15 protein-coding genes and 2 pseudogenes are annotated in these 17,056 nt (G+C 39.6%); 9 read left to right on the forward strand and 8 right to left on the reverse strand.

Annotation, left to right across the window (positions count from 1 at the left end; translation table 11 throughout):
- Positions 1-812 (reverse strand): cbb3-type cytochrome c oxidase subunit I (locus EZ449_RS21825; RefSeq protein WP_394347149.1); only part of this gene is annotated, 812 nt, incomplete at its 3' end.
- A gap of 311 nt (positions 813-1,123) precedes the next feature.
- On the opposite strand from EZ449_RS21825, the gene EZ449_RS21830 reads away from it, so the two are divergent.
- Positions 1,124-1,315: a DUF1016 N-terminal domain-containing protein gene (locus tag EZ449_RS21830; protein ID WP_131562919.1), complete on the forward strand. Its 192-nt coding sequence runs from the start codon at positions 1,124-1,126 to the stop codon at positions 1,313-1,315.
- A 298-nt stretch (positions 1,316-1,613) separates the two neighbouring features.
- Here EZ449_RS21830 and EZ449_RS21835 read toward each other — a convergent pair whose 3' ends face one another.
- Together EZ449_RS21835 and EZ449_RS21840 are read right to left on the reverse strand one after the other, a co-directional pair.
- Complete coding sequence (locus EZ449_RS21835) at positions 1,614-2,441, reverse strand: SDR family oxidoreductase (RefSeq protein ID WP_131562921.1); 828 nt, start codon at positions 2,439-2,441, stop codon at positions 1,614-1,616.
- Positions 2,442-2,537: 96 nt separating this feature from the next.
- On the reverse strand, positions 2,538-3,428 hold the full coding sequence (locus tag EZ449_RS21840) for a helix-turn-helix domain-containing protein (protein WP_131562923.1): 891 nt from the start codon (positions 3,426-3,428) through the stop codon (positions 2,538-2,540).
- A gap of 940 nt (positions 3,429-4,368) precedes the next feature.
- On the opposite strand from EZ449_RS21840, the gene EZ449_RS21845 reads away from it, so the two are divergent.
- From EZ449_RS21845 to EZ449_RS21865, 5 genes are all read left to right on the forward strand, one after another.
- Complete coding sequence (locus EZ449_RS21845; RefSeq protein ID WP_131562925.1) at positions 4,369-4,887, forward strand: SDR family NAD(P)-dependent oxidoreductase; 519 nt, start codon at positions 4,369-4,371, stop codon at positions 4,885-4,887.
- A gap of 337 nt (positions 4,888-5,224) precedes the next feature.
- Positions 5,225-6,124, forward strand: coding sequence for a helix-turn-helix domain-containing protein (locus EZ449_RS21850; protein WP_131562927.1), 900 nt, complete (start codon positions 5,225-5,227; stop codon positions 6,122-6,124).
- A 421-nt stretch (positions 6,125-6,545) separates the two neighbouring features.
- Positions 6,546-7,115, forward strand: a complete 570-nt coding sequence (locus EZ449_RS21855; protein ID WP_131562929.1) for a Crp/Fnr family transcriptional regulator — start codon at positions 6,546-6,548, stop codon at positions 7,113-7,115.
- Between the two features lie 98 nt (positions 7,116-7,213).
- Entirely contained in the window at positions 7,214-8,056 is an 843-nt protein-coding gene (locus EZ449_RS21860; protein ID WP_131562931.1) for an SDR family oxidoreductase, read from the forward strand.
- Between the two features lie 149 nt (positions 8,057-8,205).
- Positions 8,206-8,394, forward strand: a complete 189-nt coding sequence (locus EZ449_RS21865; RefSeq protein ID WP_131562945.1) for an SUMF1/EgtB/PvdO family nonheme iron enzyme — start codon at positions 8,206-8,208, stop codon at positions 8,392-8,394.
- A 469-nt stretch (positions 8,395-8,863) separates the two neighbouring features.
- Here EZ449_RS21865 and EZ449_RS21870 read toward each other — a convergent pair whose 3' ends face one another.
- The 4 genes from EZ449_RS21870 to EZ449_RS21885 all read right to left on the reverse strand — a co-directional run bounded on the left by EZ449_RS21870 (position 8,864) and on the right by EZ449_RS21885 (position 12,559).
- Positions 8,864-9,433 carry a Crp/Fnr family transcriptional regulator gene (locus EZ449_RS21870; protein WP_131562933.1) on the reverse strand — a complete coding sequence of 190 codons (570 nt, stop codon included), beginning with the start codon at positions 9,431-9,433 and terminating at the stop codon, positions 8,864-8,866.
- A gap of 104 nt (positions 9,434-9,537) precedes the next feature.
- On the reverse strand, positions 9,538-10,413 hold the full coding sequence (locus EZ449_RS21875; RefSeq protein ID WP_131562935.1) for a haloalkane dehalogenase: 876 nt from the start codon (positions 10,411-10,413) through the stop codon (positions 9,538-9,540).
- A 443-nt stretch (positions 10,414-10,856) separates the two neighbouring features.
- On the reverse strand, positions 10,857-11,798 hold the full coding sequence (locus EZ449_RS21880; protein WP_131562937.1) for an AraC family transcriptional regulator: 942 nt from the start codon (positions 11,796-11,798) through the stop codon (positions 10,857-10,859).
- 338 nt (positions 11,799-12,136) lie between these two features.
- A complete protein-coding gene (locus tag EZ449_RS21885) occupies positions 12,137-12,559 on the reverse strand; it encodes a DUF1330 domain-containing protein (protein WP_131562939.1) in 423 nt (140 codons plus the stop codon).
- 463 nt (positions 12,560-13,022) lie between these two features.
- Between EZ449_RS21885 and EZ449_RS21890 the strand changes: the two genes are divergently transcribed.
- The 3 genes and pseudogenes from EZ449_RS21890 to EZ449_RS21900 all read left to right on the forward strand — a co-directional run bounded on the left by EZ449_RS21890 (position 13,023) and on the right by EZ449_RS21900 (position 16,151).
- A complete protein-coding gene (locus EZ449_RS21890; RefSeq protein ID WP_131562941.1) occupies positions 13,023-13,862 on the forward strand; it encodes an oxidoreductase in 840 nt (279 codons plus the stop codon).
- An 87-nt stretch (positions 13,863-13,949) separates the two neighbouring features.
- Complete coding sequence (locus EZ449_RS21895) at positions 13,950-14,384, forward strand: tautomerase family protein (protein ID WP_131562943.1); 435 nt, start codon at positions 13,950-13,952, stop codon at positions 14,382-14,384.
- A gap of 921 nt (positions 14,385-15,305) precedes the next feature.
- Positions 15,306-16,151 (forward strand): annotated as a pseudogene (locus EZ449_RS21900) (formylglycine-generating enzyme family protein).
- A 12-nt stretch (positions 16,152-16,163) separates the two neighbouring features.
- Here EZ449_RS21900 and EZ449_RS22765 read toward each other — a convergent pair.
- Positions 16,164-17,056, reverse strand: a pseudogene (locus tag EZ449_RS22765) (arylsulfatase); the annotation flags it as partial.

Genomic DNA, 17,056 nt, shown 5'->3' on the forward strand with positions numbered 1-17,056 from the left:
TGGGTGCCCATTACGATATCAGACAAGTAAAAACTAGTTCCAAAACTTCTGTCAAACACCAACAATACCACACCTGCAACCAATACAGGAAAAGAAAGTATTCCCAGTATAGCAGTAAGAAAAAGGGACCAGATGGTTAATGGCATTTTCCAAAAATCCATACCTTTAGTCCTCATATTCAAAATTGTCGCAACGTAATTTATTCCACCCATTAATTGAGAAGTAACAAAACAGACCATACTGATTAGCCATAAGGTCATCCCTAACCCCGAACCAGGAATTGCAGTTGGTAGCGCTGACAGAGGAGGGTAAACCGTCCATCCGGCACTGGCAGGGCCAGTCTGTGTAAAGAAAGAGGCCATCATGATCACACAGGCCGTAAAGAAAAACCAATAGGAGAGCATATTCAAAAATGGTGAAGCCATGTCTCTTGCACCAAGTTGAAGTGGAATCAGTAAATTACTAAAGGTACCACTCAACCCGGCTGTCAGCACGAAGAATACCATAATGGTACCATGAATGGTGACTAGTGCTAAATAAAAATCCGGCTTGATTCTTCCGCCCTCTGCCCATTTACCTAACAGTGTTTCTAATAAGGGAAAACTCTTATCTGGCCAGGCAAGCTGAATCCGGAACAGGATAGATAACCCCATTGCGATTACAGCCATAATAATACCCGTAATTACGAATTGCCTGGCTATCATTTTATGATCCTGGCTAAATATATATTTAGTGATAAAAGGTTGGTTTTTATCCCCATGAGAATGGCCATCGGAAGAAAGATCAACTTGAAGTTGCAAACTGGTAGACATACTAAATAATCTTAAATGAAGAATGATATGCAAATGTCTGCATACCCCTTTCCCTTATATTGTACTTTCCTCTAAATCTATTGTACTATTTAGAAACTTCTACTTATAAAACATAAACCTGTGCTTCAAATAGTCAGCAAAGGACAGTTTGTTGTGTCAGCAACTAGATCAATTTGTCTCAAAAACGGAACAATATCTATTTCATAATGCGTATACAGATTTACCTTGATATCATGCTATCTGCAAGGTAGCATTAACAGTGCTATGTAAATGCCATTAGTGTTCATTGGGTGCTTTCAGTAAATTTGAAAATGCCTAACTATATTGATGAAATCAAAATTATACTCGCGACAGCAAGAGAGAAAACCTATTTAGCCATCAATTCAGCCATGGTTGAGGCTTATTGGCTGATCGGAAAACGCATTGTTGAGCAGGAACAGCACGGTGAAGACCGTGCAAAGTACGGCGAGGGTATTTTAAAGGACCTTCCACAATCCCTATAAAAAAACCCAACTCGCCAGAGTTGGGTTAAATCATTGATCTTTAGGATCCCCTGACTGGACATAATTCGAACCGTTTTTTAAATCAATTACAGATTATGAGCGATCTGAAAGGTACACAGTGAACGAACCGGATTTTATTTGAAACAGATTCTATGTGGTAGCCGGGGAGAAAATTTGATATATGAATTTAATTGGAACGCGGCAAAATCTAAGACATTAGGTAATTTTTAAGAATCGTAATTCTAAAAACACTTAGAATAATGATTCTTAAAAACATTGATTTTTGGTTTGAAGTTAATTACTCCTTGAGTTCGCTGGCCATGGCAACTTCTTTTTGATTATCCAAAGCTTCCAGGCGCGCTGCCAGTGCTGCCCGCATATCGCGGTAAGCATCGCCGCCTAATGCAAGTCTTAAAGGTGCAGGCGATATATCCACGCAAGCAATCATTTCCTGAACCGTTTTGTTGACATCGCCTTTAATCGGGAAACTGCCGGCTTCCACAGCCCTACGTACATCGCCCGCAGGGGTTTTATCATAAGCTTCCATAGTCGGAGCGGTTACCATTGCATTTGCGAAAGATGTTTTATGTGCGCCTGGTTCTATAATGGTTACACCAATATTCAAAGGTGCCACTTCTTTGGCCAGCGTTTCACAAAATCCTTCTACTGCCCATTTAGTTAAATGGTAGTAGCTGAAATTTGGATAAGTTGTCTGGCCCCCGGCAGACGATAACTGTAATATACGCCCGCCGCCCTGCGCGCGCAGGTAAGGAAGCGCCGACCTGATCACCTGTATAGAGCCGGTGATATTGGTATCAATCTGTTGCTCAATCTGTTCGTCACTTGCTTCTTCAGCAGCGCAAAATAATGCGTAGCCGGCATTGTTTACAATCACATCAATTTGCCCAAGATCAGCAAAAGCTCTGTTAACAACATCTTTGATTTGTGATGTATCCGTCACATCAAGTTTTGCTACCCAAAGCTTTTTGCCATAATGTCCTTTAAGGTCATCAAGCGCTTCGGGTTTGCGCACAGTGGCAGCCACGGTATGCCCCAGCGCCAATAATTTCTCTGTTAATATTCTTCCTAATCCGGTTGATGTACCGGTAATGAACCATGTTTTCATGTATAGCCTGATTTAAATAATTGTGCAACAAAAATACCGCTCCAATTATAAATAGTGTTAGCCCCATTCAAACCAATGCAGACCCAAATCAAACCATTAACGGAGAGATGATGGTGTTTGACCCGTATTCCTACGGAATGCCCTTGTGAAATGTGTAGGTTCTTCAAACCCCAGACAGTTACTGATTTGGCTAACCGACCAGTTAGAATGTAGCAGCAATGTCCTGGCTTCTTGTATTATCCTCTCATTAATTAACTGCGTAGTGGTGCGGCCAGTAACTTCTTTTAAAACGCGGTTTAAATAGTTGATGTGTACAGACAGGCGGTCTGCATAATCTTGTGGAGTTCGCAAGGTGATTTGCTGGTTTGGATAGATTAAAGGGAACTGATCCGAAACCAGGTTTTTAAACGCCTCGGTTAATCTGGTACCAGCTGTTTGACTGCGACGTTCCTCTTCCGGCTCGAGTTTTAGCGCGCCGTGGATGCATTCAAGCACATACACAAACAGCATTTCATATCTGTGAATGTAATCTGACGCTTGCTCAGCTATCATTTTTTTAAAGACGATTTCAAAAAACGCCTTATCCTTTTCTTTTAACTTAAACACAGACTGAGCACTTCCGTTAAAAACTGCCCAATCGAATGGCCGGATATGTGTATGCAGCGGTAAAAAATCTTCTGTGAACATACAGGCATAACCATTGCAGCTACTTTCATGTACGTCCCACCGATATGGATCATCCCTATTTGTAAATACCAACGCCCATTCATCAGCATTGAACACATGTTCCTTTCCCCGGTAGAAATACGAAGTATTTCCATTGATCAGCGATATTTTATAGAAATCCTTGCGACTATAAATTGCAGTGGCTGCGGCACTTTCGGCAGAAAAGTCTTCCAGGCGCATGGCCACAAAATACCCGCCGACATGATTATCCGGGCTGGAAACTGATGGTGCGTAAACTTCAATGGAATGTTGTTCGATCATATTCAAATATAAGAAGCTTTTTGATAATTGCTTTTTTAAACAAAGCACGTTCACATCGCCTGACTGGGCAGAATTCGAACCAATTTATCGATCAAATAAAACTTCTAGTTGACTATAAACCAGCAATAGGTTTTCCTCGTTCTTAGGAGGTAAAAAATCAATTGACGTCGAAGTCTAACAGGGACAATTTGCCGGGGAAGGAAAATATTCTTCACTAAAAAGTTACCCGGTTGGACCTACCTGGCCGATCAACGCATATTTAACAATGCCTTGCCCGGCCTACCCCGGTCTACTGGTTCCCTGGTGAACTGTAAAATCAGTCTGCGTTTATCCCGGACATACCGCATTTACTTTAAATGGTGTGGCACGATGTTCATAAGCCAGGTTAACCATATAGATATTCAGTGATGCTTTGGAAGACTGGTAAACCACGACCTTTTACGTAATTATTACCATAAATGTCTGCCGCCATTGTAAGCGGTGCCATAGCTGTGCTGACCTTCACGATGCTAGGTTCCGGCGCTCTTTAAAAGATCGATAAGAGTAGTTCGAATTTTACAATTCTCATCAAAGCTTCTTTATTTGAGCATTCAGTTAGGTAATTATTTATAATATCAATGGCCAACCGCCTAAAATCACCTGTAGAGCGGTTCGATAGTTTTCCTTCACGAGTTAGTTTATTCCATCGAGGAATCGGATCTTTAACCAATTCTCAATTCAATTAAAATCTTCAATTGTTCGGCCAAATGGTTCGAATTATGTCCAGTCTGGGGATGATATCCCCTTTATCGAATTGATTAGATCTAATTAAAATAAAGGGGGTGCTACTGATAAATATGATATTATACTGATTGATTCATTGATACAGCTACAATTTTCGGGGATATGGATAACCGGGTGTCGCTGGCAAGCCTGACCTTTGCATAAACAAAGGAAAGAAATGAAAGCAACGATGATTACAGGAGCGTCAAGCGGTATTGGTGAGGCGTTTGCAAAAAGGCTTGCCGGCGAAAATCATAATTTATTGCTCATAGCCCGTTCAGAAACCAAGTTGAAAGTTTTGTGTGAAGAGTTGAGACAGTTGTACAAAATAGAAGCCCAGTATATAGCAATAGATTTATCTCATCCTGGTGCTGATGAACAGGTACTCAAGGAAACTCAAAGGCGGAATTTAAGCGTAGACTGGCTTATCAATAATGCAGGTATCGGTTCAGCAGGCGATTTTGTCAAACTCGACCTGCAAAGGGAATTCAACATCATCCAGCTGAACATTGCTACTTTGGTAGGTTTGACACAACGTTATCTTAAAATCATGCGTGCGGATAATAATGGAACTATAATTAATATCGGTTCTGTTGCATGTTTCACCCCCACGCCTTTCCAGGCCACATATGCTGCAACTAAAGCTTTCGTTTCGTTTATTTACCGAAGCGCTTATCGCAGAAAACCTTACTTATAAAACCCGGTTCTTGTTGGTATGTCCCGGATTAACAGAATCCAATTTTTTTGAAAATGGAAACATGTCCGAACAGGATAAACAAACACTTTCACATAATTTTAAATTTCAAACGCCGGAGGATGTCGTTAATGAAGCCATAACAGGACTTAATAAAGGCAAAACCAAGGTAATTTCAGGGTTAAGAAACAGGCTATTAGTTGCCGCGTTATACTTTTTCCCAAATACAATGCTCACTAAAATGGGTGCCAAAGGATTCAGACCAAACTTTCAGTCAACCAAATGAGTTTTCAAATAAGCTTATCCGTATATTTATCCTTATGAATCCTAATGCTGTATCATGCTGACCATAAGTTCGATATCAGAACAACACCAGTTATTGGGATTGGGAAGGCCGGACCATCCTTTAATCAGCATCGTCGAATTTGATGCAATAGCGATGGGAGCCAGATCAGCGTCTATCAGTTTCATTAATAAATTTTACACGATTACCCTAAAGCCCAGATGCATTTCAAATGAAAAATATGGCCGGAATAGGCATGATTTTAATCAGGGCATGATGAATTTTTGTGCCCCTGATATTAAACGAGCATTAGAGCCCAATGACAGTTTACCGGAAAAAGGCTGGCTGCTTAATATGCATCCGGACTTTTTGATTGGCCATCCTTTACATCGGCGGATCATGGAGCATGGTTTTTTTCATTATGAAGTAAATGAAGCGTTACACTTATCGCCTAGAGAAGAACAGGTCATAGCGCGGCTGCTCGACAATATCCGGCAGGAGTATCTGTCAATTATTGATCCTTATAGCCAGGATATTATCCTGTCGCAGGTTGAAACGCTGCTCAATTATGCAAACAGATTCTACAACAGGCAATTTATTACCCGTAAAAGCATCAACGGCGATCTCCTGATAAAACTCGACTTAGTATTAGATAAATATTTTGAAGACGATGCTTTGATGATAACTGGACAACCTTCCGTAAAATTAATTTCGGAGCAAATGAATATTTCACCAAATTATTTGAGCGACTTATTGCGAAATATGACTGGACAAAACACGCAACAGCATATTCAGAACAGAGTAATAAAAAAAGCTAAACATATACTATTAACTTCCGATTTATCTGTAAGCGAAGTTGCTTATAAACTCGGTTTTGAACATACACAGTCTTTTAATAAATTATTTAAAAACAAGACAAAAACCTCGCCCCTTGAATTTAAAAATTCGTTTAACTGATTTCTTTCTAATCGATTTAACAGATAGGTTATTTAAATATAAAACGTTTCAATTTTAAGGCGCAAAGAAGAACACATCTTAATAGTATTGTTAGATTTTGAATAGGACAGTGTTTAAGAAGAAAGTGCAGCTATTGTTCTTAAGTTTTCTATAAAGTGGTTCGAATTGTGTCCAGTCTGGGGAGCAAAAGTCATCAATTGAAAAATTGATGGCCATTTTTATCTGAATGATATTTCTACTTTCCAAAAACAATCAATCTTTTTCAGATCGTTAAAATATTGAGTAAAATTGGTTCTATCCCATGAATTTAAATATGGCAAATGGATTTAGCAAGTTAAAGGTCTATAATATCGTTAACTGCCCAACTGTATTTTTACCAAATGGTAAATAAACTGCCCGCAATAAATTCGATATTTAACTTATGAAAGAGTTCATCAATTACATATTGAAGTTTGGCAATCTGAATAAGCAGCAAGCTGATTTCCTTATGAGCAGAGCAAAAACCCTGGAACTTCATAAAGATGAATATTTTTCAGAAGCCGGGAAGATCCCCCGGCAAGTGGGATTCATTCTTGAAGGGGTAATTCGTTTCTGCTATTATAACAACAAAGGCGAAGAGATCACTCATTCATTCAGTGAAGAGAATCATTTTGTTTCGGACCAGCAAAAGTTTGAGGCACAAGTTGTGGCTTCTGACTATATACAAGCAGTTACCAATTGTAGATTGCTTGTTTTTTCAAAGAAAGACTGGGACGAGATCGGAAATACAATTGTTGGCTGGGAAGCTATTAAAGTTCTGATAGAAAAAAATTGTTTGTTAAAAACGATTGAAAGAAGGAGCCCATTAGTTTCAGAAGATGCAACCACCCGTTATTTATCCTTTATTGAACAGTTCCCTGGCCTTGTCAATCGTATTCCTCTTTCTCATATCGCTTCTTACCTCGGGATAACACAACAATCATTGAGCAGGATTAGAAAAAACATCCGTTAAAATCACTTTTTACCAAATGGTAAATGATTTGTTTTTTTAGATGTCAACCTTTGCATCATTATTTTAAATAACTAAAAAATGAGCAAAAAGTTGTTTTAATTACAGGAACGAATAGCGGTTTCGGATGGCTAGCCGCCAGGTCCGTTGCAGCTTTGGGGCATAAAGTTTATGCTACCATAAGAGATACCGAAGGTAAGAATGCTGATCAGGCAGAAGCCTTGGCACATGTAGAAAATGTAACGGTTTTGGAAGTGTCATTAACTGGTGAGACAAGTGTAAAAAAGGCTTTCGACGCGATCATCGCAAAAGAAGGAACGATTGATGTTTTAATAAACAATGCCGGTGCCGCGATGTTCGGTGTAGCCGAAAGTTCTACCACTGATGATGTTCAGCGGATGTTTGATATCAATGTCTTCGCGCCATGGAGATTGGTAAAGTTAGCATTACCGTTTATGCGTAAACAATCAGAAGGCTTAATTATTAATATTTCAAGCGGATATGGCAGATTTTCCTCTCCCTTTTCTGTAATATACAGTGCTTCAAAGTTTGCTTTGGAAGGTTTAAGCGAAGGGCTGCATTACGAAGTACGCCCATTAGGCGTTGATGTAGCTATTATTCAACCAGGTGCTTTCCCCACTGAAATGTCCCAGAAGATGCAGACTGGTTCTGACGCATCAGTTGCTGACGATTATAAGGCGATCGCTGATGTTCCAAACAAAATGTTCGCAGCCATTGGACAAATGCTTGAAACTGCCAAGCCAGATCCGCAGGAAGTTGCCGACGCGATAGTAAACCTGATCAATTTACCGAAAGGTCAAAGGCCATTAAGGACAGTTGTTGATTCTTCAACAGGAGATATCACTAAAAGGGCCAACGATGCCGTTAAAGTTGAATTCGAAAAAGTATTGACGGCATTCGGGATGGAAGATCTGTTAGCGTAAAAGATTGTTTTTATAAATACAGTTTCCGAAATATCTATAGTCAAACGCTGACTTTGTTGGTAAAGTGGTTTAGTTTGTGCCCATTTAGAGCCAACTAAAACCACTTTAATTCATTTCGAATCGATTTGATCGATAAACTGGTTCGAATAATGCCCAGTCTGGGACCGCTTAAAAATAGTAAAAATCCAGAAGTTAGTAAGCGGATACTTCGTGGTGGATCATTTCTTTGTAATGACAGTTACTGTTCAGGTCTTCAGGTTGCGCGTCGAATGAAAAGCACCGAAGACATTAGTAATGAGCACGTTGGATTCCGATATGTGGTTGGAGTTGACCAATAATAATTAGGGTTGCTTAACAAACTAAAGGATAGAATAAAGCAGTACTCCTAAAATTTCAAGTTTAAATTCAGGAAATTAATGAAGAGCCAGATTGCTTTTCATTAAATACTAAAGTCATAATTAATAATGCTCGCTTTTCGAGATGAATGTATTATAATATCTTAAATTATGTTCGCAAATTTGTTGCCTTTACCGCTAATTATGAATGACATACCCCATCCATTCGTACTTCACTTCTCATAGAAAAAATTGAATGTAACTTCGCTATCCTTAGTGCCTGCGGTGTCTGAATGGAAATCGTCACAGCATAGGTTTTTATCTCTTTCGGAGTCTTACCATTTTTCCGATTGCCCTTATTTTGCTTTGCTTTTGGCAAAGGTGTTTCCTAGTAAACGTGTAAGCCCAAATTAACATTATTCGACATTAAGAGACAAGGTAGCATCTTCAATTGTTCATTTAGTTCACTTTTTCAGTTTCTTTTACGGAGCCGGCTTAAAAAGACCGTGGTAATACCGAGATAGGCAGCGACTTGCTTTTGAGTAATTCTTTGCTCGAGCCCGGGGTATTGTTTTTGGAACATCCGGTAACGTTCTTCCGCGGTTTTAGATAGGCCGGAAGTGATCCTGTGCTGATAGAGGTTGAAGCCATTTTGTGTGAGAATACGAAAGAAACGTTCCAACTTTGGTATATTCGTATAAAGCTTTTCCAGCTCCGTGAAACTAATATAAAGTACATCGGTATCTTCCAGCGCGGCAATAGCGTAAAAGGCAGGCTGCTGACGTGAAAAGCTAGCAATATCAACAGCCCACCAGTTCTCGGGACAAAAGGAAATGTTATACTGCAAACCCTCACGATCTGTATAGTACGTCCGTAAGCAGCCTTTATTCACAAAATAAATGTGCCTGCAAATTTTTCCTTGACTAAGTAAAAAATCATGCTTTTTAACTGTTTTTTGCTGTAGCACAATTTTTAGCTGTGCTGTTTCCGAAGCATCAAGTTGGACATGACGTGCGAAATTTGCCAGGATAAGTTCAAACATTACCGATTATAGAATTAAGGGGTTAGAACAGCGAAAACTACCCTCAAACTTCATAAGACTCATGAGTATACTGCTTTTTATGAAAAATTTGGGATTACGTTAATTCATTCAACTAAGTTTGCGACCCAACTAGCAATTTCCAAACCAATTTTATCCGGGTGATCCTCCTGCACATAGTGGGACCCGTTTCCCAACTTTACCGATTTGCAATTTTTTAAGTTCTTTTCGTACCAGGCCGCTTTTTCAACGGAAATTAAAGCTCCTGGCGTTACCCAGAGAAATAGTTTGGAAATATCTGTTTTAAGCAGCCAATCATGATAGGCGGTTGCCATAGCATATACATTTACAGGTTCACCAGCGATGGGAACTTCGTTTGGAAAACGATAGAGTGGTTCGCGGTCCGCAGGAGATAAAAACGGTTGTCGGTAAACATCCATATCTTTTTTTTCCAGTCCCTTTAACACTCCTCCAGCCAAAACCCCCTCTATAAAAAAGTTTTCCTCAACTAAAAGTTTCCGCCCAATTTCAGGGTCGCGAAACTTTTTAAAAATAGCGGCACCTTGTTCACCAAAATCTTGCCAGGTCGGAAAAGGGTGCATGAATTCCATAAATACCAGGCCACGTACCTGGCTTTCATGACGTCTCGCCCAATCAAACCCAAGTGCGGAACCCCAGTCATGAAGCACCAATATCAAATTTTCCAAATGCAGGGACTTAATAAATTGCTCAAGGTAATTGGCGTGGTCTTCAAACTTATACCGGATTTGCGGTTTATCAGATTCACCAAACCCGATTAGATCAGGGGCTATACATCGATAATGAGGCAGCATGTAAGGAATGATATTGCGCCAAAGATAGGATGAAGTAGGGTTCCCATGTAAAAACAGTATTGTTGGCCCGTATCCTTCATCGATATAAGTCATTTGTGAATTAAGTATTTCTATACCTTTCATTTTGTAAGGCGATTGAAAGTCTTTCATAAGTTGTTTTGAATTTTAAGATATTAGTTCAAGCTATTGAAATGATTATTATTTAAGCAAAAGTATTGTTAAAGATGTCAGTAAAACTTAAACTAGATTTATAAATGGAAACTCGAGCGAACTTCCTTTTCGGATGGATCTTCGATTGTACCTATCAAGCCATAGCGGGCGTTTTTTATAATACATTTACAGTACCGAAACGAGTAGTTGCCGATGCTACGAAATTTTTTACACTTTCCTTATCCACTGGATTTACCTGCAAAGGCAAAAAATTGCTGAAGTATTGTAACCTGCATTTTTTAGCGTTCCCAAGTTAGGTAGCCTTGGATTATCTGTAATAAACAATGTTATTCTTTGATTTTCCATAATGGAATTTTATGATACAAAGAAACGGACATGGCAAGAATAAAGACTTATTGGAACAACAGGGGAACTTGTGAGTTTCAAACATGGCCATTATTAAGCACGTTATCCCTAAATATTGATGGGGCCATATGCACCTTTTTATGGAATAATGATGTAAATGCAGCGTGCTCGGAGAATCCCAAAACATGGCTAATGGTACTTACGTCCCAGTTTGTTTGTGTTAGAAGTACCTTTGCTTCATAAAGCAGCCTTGCCTGTATATGTTCTCTAAGTGTTTTTCCAGTCTGGTTTTTAACGAGGCTGTTCAGATAATTCGGGTGAACATTAAGTTGATCTGCAAATTCAGCCGCAGTCTTTGTTTTTACTACCGTTCCCGGTCCCTGTATTTGAAAGGCAGATTCCAGTAAGGTTAAAAAGCCATGGATATAGCGGTAGTTATGGGGAATAGGCATATCGGCCAATGTTTTCCCCGCTCGCTGTGCCTCAAGCAAAATCATTTGCAGATGCAGTAAAATAGCTTGCTTTTTATCATGATGGTTACTTTCTTCCTCATTTAACATGAATTCGAAATACCTGTTTACTAATTTAGATTGATCCCCAGACAATTGAACTACTGCAATTGAAGGTTTGAAATAAGCATAATTTCTAAAGAGTTGCAACACATGTTCGGCTTGATCAAAATACCTGGGATGAATAAGACAAAAATGGCCACCATTTGCCGAAGATGTTGTCTGCCAGGACATAATTTCGTCAGGGTGTAGAAAGGCAATGTCCCCCTGCTTTAAAAGATATTGATGTAGTCCCACCGTTAGTATTCCGGTTCCCGATGCAATGTGAAAGATTTTATAAAATTGCCGGCGATTCGGGGAAATGTAATCCTTTACCGGGTTATCCTCACGGTTTTTGATAATAAAATAACTTGCTCCTACCTGATAATAATCTACATTCAAAAAAGGAACTTTGAAATTTACGCTGGTAAAAGTTTCCAATTCCAGTCTGGGGATTTCTGCTTTTTGCATATACAAATTTATGACTTTCTTCTTAAGAAGAAGCTTTTCAGGTTTAGCCTAAACTGGCTTTTTTTTTATATTTTCCATTGACTCTATGTTTAAGCATCAAAGATTCAACAATTTTTAGGCATCAAATGGTCAATCTGAGCTACGCCGTCATCGGAAATCGGTGTGTTTCGAGAAACCCCTTATATTGACACCAATACTTGGTAATTGGTTATAACAGGACACTTGACTTAAGTGAAATAATTATTTCCTTTAACTCTGCTTGGGTTTCCTTTGATATATCCAGATAACTCGCAATAATCTTATCTGATATTACCTTATCCACATTTATCTTATGAAATTCAGACCAGTGACACCGTTGCAATCAGCCGCCAATCTTGCAATGCCGCTTTGCGGTGTGGTTCCGCCTTTGCCTCATATTCGGAACTTTCAGTTATCTTCCGAAACGCTGCCAAATTGGGATATTCTACCAGAACAATCGCATCCCATTGTTCGTCTTCCCGTCCACAAAGTAAACCTTTTACATCACCTATATATTTCACTTTAATTTCGGTAATGCCTTCATTTGCCGCTATGGCATTAAAGGCAGTCGCATACCGTTTTAGATACGCCTCTGCACCACTGCAAGTTGTATATTTTTCGCTATCTTCATATAAAGCGTCTGAATTATAACGAACCAGATTAAGCATTACGACAGGGTCGTTTTCATTCATTTCATTAATAAGTGCTTCAACCTTTTTGGAACTGATTTCTGTAATTTTCATAAAATATTAATTATATACAAATATCAGTAATATCCACCGAACAAAAATTAAAGTAGTTTTATAAAATACTAGAATATAGCTTTGCTTTATTTTATGAAATGGAATAAAAAAGGTCCGGGAGAATTCTTATTAATATAGGATATAGAAAAAAGATGATCTGGGAACTTGGTTATTGACCGCCAAACTTCCCTTGTTAAAGACCTGATGAAGGTACTTAAAGTTATCATTAATTCTTTAAATTTTCGCCGCACTAGTTGGGAAATCAGGTTAATCAGTCACGTTTTTAGTTTTCGGAACAAGGAGGAGCATTAGTTCATTTTTAGAAAAAAAATATAAGGCCCTGTATATTTTTGGGAAAGTACTATATGGTCGGTAAATATTTGAAATTCATAAATATCCCTGTGGTTTGCATAAATGCCTTACGGATTTATGTTGGTTCCTTTGATCCATTAATTAAAACAAAATGAATAATCAAAGAAAAACATGGTTCATTACAGGAAGTTCCCAGGGAATTGGTCTTGTATTAACGAAGCAACTTTTATCAGAAAGATATAATGTGGCGGCAACTGCACGCAACATGGAAACACTTAAAAATGCTGTTGGTGTTTCTTCCTCGCAGTTTTTACCATTACAAGTTGATCTGGTAAACGAAAATGACGTTGCCAGTGCCATAAATTCAGCCATTGAGCATTTCGGAACAATCGATTATTTAGTCAACAATGCAGGTTTTGGCTTAATTGGCGGCGTTGAAGAGTCATCCAATAAAGAAGTTCATGAAAGTTTCGATGTTAATGTATTTGGTTTATTAAATGTGACCCGTGCCGTCCTGCCACATATGAGGGCTGCTAGATTGGGTCATATCTTCAATTTGTCATCTGTTTTTGGCCTGATTGCCGGTGCGGGCTGGGGTATTTATTGCGGAACAAAATTCGCGGTGGAAGGCATTTCTGAAGCGTTAGCCCATGAGGTGAAGCCTTTTGGAATTAATGTTACTATAATCGAGCCTGGCTATGTCCGAACCAATTTTTTGAGTAGCGGTTCCATTGCAGTTCCTGAAAACCCTATTGAAGCATACACGGCAATTCAGGAAGAAAAACGTAAGCATAAAGAAGATGTACCCGGAAACCAAATTGGTGACCCACAAAAGATTGCAGAGGCCATCATCATTTTATCCAAATCAAGTGAGCCGCCGGTGCGTATATTGTTGGGATCAGATGCACTTCAATTTGCTAACTATAAAATACAACTGCTGCAAGAAGGGATCAAAGCCAATAAAGAAATCACGCTATCTACCGACTTTTAGTCAACAAATTCAACTGAATAGTATTAACATTATTAATAAAGCGCCCAGCATTATGCAGGGAGCTTTATTTCATTCAAATTACTGAAGATGCCTTTGATATATCTGAATTGCCCGGTAGGTACCTTTAAACCGGAAGCGAAAAAAGCCATGGCAGAAGAGCTAACCACAGCAGCGCTTAAATTAGAAAAATTACCGGATTCAGACTTTGTCCGAAGTACCGTCTGGATATATATAAATGAATATCCGTCCGAAAATGTTTACCATGGAGGGTCATCAATTGGAACAAACGTTATTAGCATGGAGGTTAATGCTTTTAAGGGCGGATTAGATGATGTGGCTAAACAATTATTGGTTGAACAGTTTACATTCGCAATCAGTAAGAATGCCGACATAGGTAAGAATAAACCGATCCCCGCTTATATAATTATCAGAGAAATAGACGAGAATGATTGGGGAATATTTGGCAAAATCATATCCCTAGAGAGTGTTCGCAATTCTCCGGTTAACCTAAGGCCTATTTGATATTTTATGTACATAACTACCAATGATTGAGCTATTAAAGTAACTTTATCTTTTGCTGCGCAAAAGCGGCGTGAAATAGCGTGAATAGATTCTAATAACACCAAAGAAGTACCTCAAGCTATTAGACGCGAATGTGCATAAAGAAACGGGTCTGTCAATCAGTAACTTCTTAAAATTTCACGAAAAGGTCGATGCCTTCTATTAGCGAAATTTTCAGGGCTTTTGACCAGATGGAAAACCCAGGGAAAACTAGAAAGATCATGCAAAGGTTCAAATGAAAGATACCATGCCAGCGCCACTTCGAAAAATGATGGGTGGAGACAAGTTAAAAGATATGGAGAGCATGGGTATTTCATGGCGGATCATGGGATCATAGATGGTTCTATGATCATGAGCTGATGAGTATGACCTGCCACAAGATATAGCGGATAAAATTTTAACCCTTCTTTCTAGCGAGAGGGCCGAAAATGATTCTTTCATTACACCTGGGAGGAACAAAGGCTTCATAGCCCATGTTTACCAGGTATACCGAAAATTGATGGCGAAAGGAATTTCTTTGGCACCATGTATCGGACACTTCATTCGGCCGCCGACAGCACCATTCTTCAGCAAATCTCACTGGTTATGGCAATTGTATTGAGCCCTTTTTCGCTGGCAAGTCTACCAAAAAAGTGCAAGCTGAATTTTGAGCTTTTGTTTTGAAACTAAGGTTTCTTCGCATATTAAGAAAATCATGAATGAATGGGGCATGCACTTCTATAATCGATTAATAGGTTATTCATAGAACGCACCTCCTTTCTGGGTATAAAACTCTTGTGAGATCGAAGGAATTCAAGCGCACATTGTCTGAGTGACTCAGTATCTATTTGCAGATAGCACATCAATGTTTGTATATTGGTATGTCTCAGCAGTTCGGATATAATGGATAATGTGCGGCTTTCGGGATTTTGGATGGATGAAAAAGAAGTACGTAATGTCGAGTTCGCTGTTTTCGTGAAGGCTACAGGTTATAAAACGGTTGCAGAGCGCCAGCCAGAGTGGGAAGAATTAAAAAAGCAAATGCCACCTGGTACTCCAAAGCCTTCAGCTGAAATACTCGTAGCGGCTTCTCTAACCTTCAATCCGCCAGATCATCCGGTCGCTTTAAACAATGCAGCGCTTAGGTGGAGCTGGACTCCTGGTGCTGATTGGCAGCATCCGCATGGGCCGAACAGCAATATTATCGATAAAGACACTTACCCGGTCACCCAGGTATCCTGGGAAGATGCCCAGGCCTATGCTAAATGGGCCGGAAAAAGACTACCTACATAAGCAGAATGGGAATATGCAGCAAGAGGTGGCAAAGCTGGCTATGCATATCCTTGGGGAAATGAGCCAGTACAGCGCGGGAAGCCAAAAGCCAACACCTGGCAGGGAAATTTTCCCGACCAGAATACCGGTTGGGATGGGTTTGACGGATTGGCGCCCCGCGGAACATTTCCAGCTAATCAATATGGGTTGTTTGATATGGCCGGAAACGTATGGGAATGGGTAGCAGACTGGTATACACCAAACTATTATGCCACTTTGGGTCCTGAAGTGGCCAATAACCCAAAGGGGCCTGAGAAAGGGTATGATCCTGATGAACCATATGTTCCTAAAAAAGTAACCAGGGGCAGATCATTTATGTGCAATTCCTCTTATTGTGAAGGGTATAAGGTAACTTCCAGAATGAAATCCTCACCTGATACCGGGCTGGAAAATACCGGTTTTCGGTGTTTCAAGTAAGTGGAAGTTAGATTACAATGTATTTAAATGAACATCGTCAATCCAGACTTCGGCACCTGCAGGAAGGATACCAAAGTACAAGCCAATTCTATAGGTCCCATCCGATGGTATTTCAATCGAGGAATAACTTGCCGCGCGGGTATCTGTTCCAATTAGGAATGATTGATCAATTACTTTGTTAAACTGGCCTCCTACTTTTTCCAGCCTAACCAATACTGTGCTTTTCTGGTTGCCTTTTCCCAAAAGTTTGAGTACAAATTTTTCTCCTTTTTTAGCCTGAAATGGCCATGCTGCAAGCAAACCATCCGGCTTAGCACTTGGTTTGACCATCTTGACCATTAAGGAGTTGTTTCCGTTTATTTTTCCCTTTTTGTCAATTTCAATATTTGCCACTACAGCAGGCTGCCGGTTTATTCTCCAGCCTCCAAGAAGATCATCAAAATCTCCATTAACACTTCTTCTGTAGTCCTGTATACGTTCGCCATAGCCCCTGGTGTCTAAAGGGAACACGTTTACACGATTCCCCCATTGCTGCCACTCGCTGTACATACTTTTCAGCAGCGCAGGTTCTGTTTTTGACATGTCGTTCATTTCAGTTGGATCACGGCTCAAATCGTATAATCTCAACGTTTGAGTGTTGAATGTTGCGTTCTCGGGTGTACTTGCTACCAATTTCCAATTACCATTTCTGTAAGCAATATTGGCTTCATGTTCCCAGAAAATCTTGCCTCTGTTTAAGGCTTGTCCGGTAAATGCGGGTACGATTGATTTCCCTTCCATGGGGGTTATCTTGTGTGTATTGAAAACAGTAGGATAATTGGCGTTTGCAACATCCACACATGTAGCCATAATATCCGTGAGGTTACCGTAGCCGTTTACAAAGGAATTATTGATGTTTTTTTTTA

The organism is Pedobacter frigidisoli, assembly GCF_004331675.1.
GTDB classification, from domain to species: domain Bacteria; phylum Bacteroidota; class Bacteroidia; order Sphingobacteriales; family Sphingobacteriaceae; genus Pedobacter; species Pedobacter frigidisoli.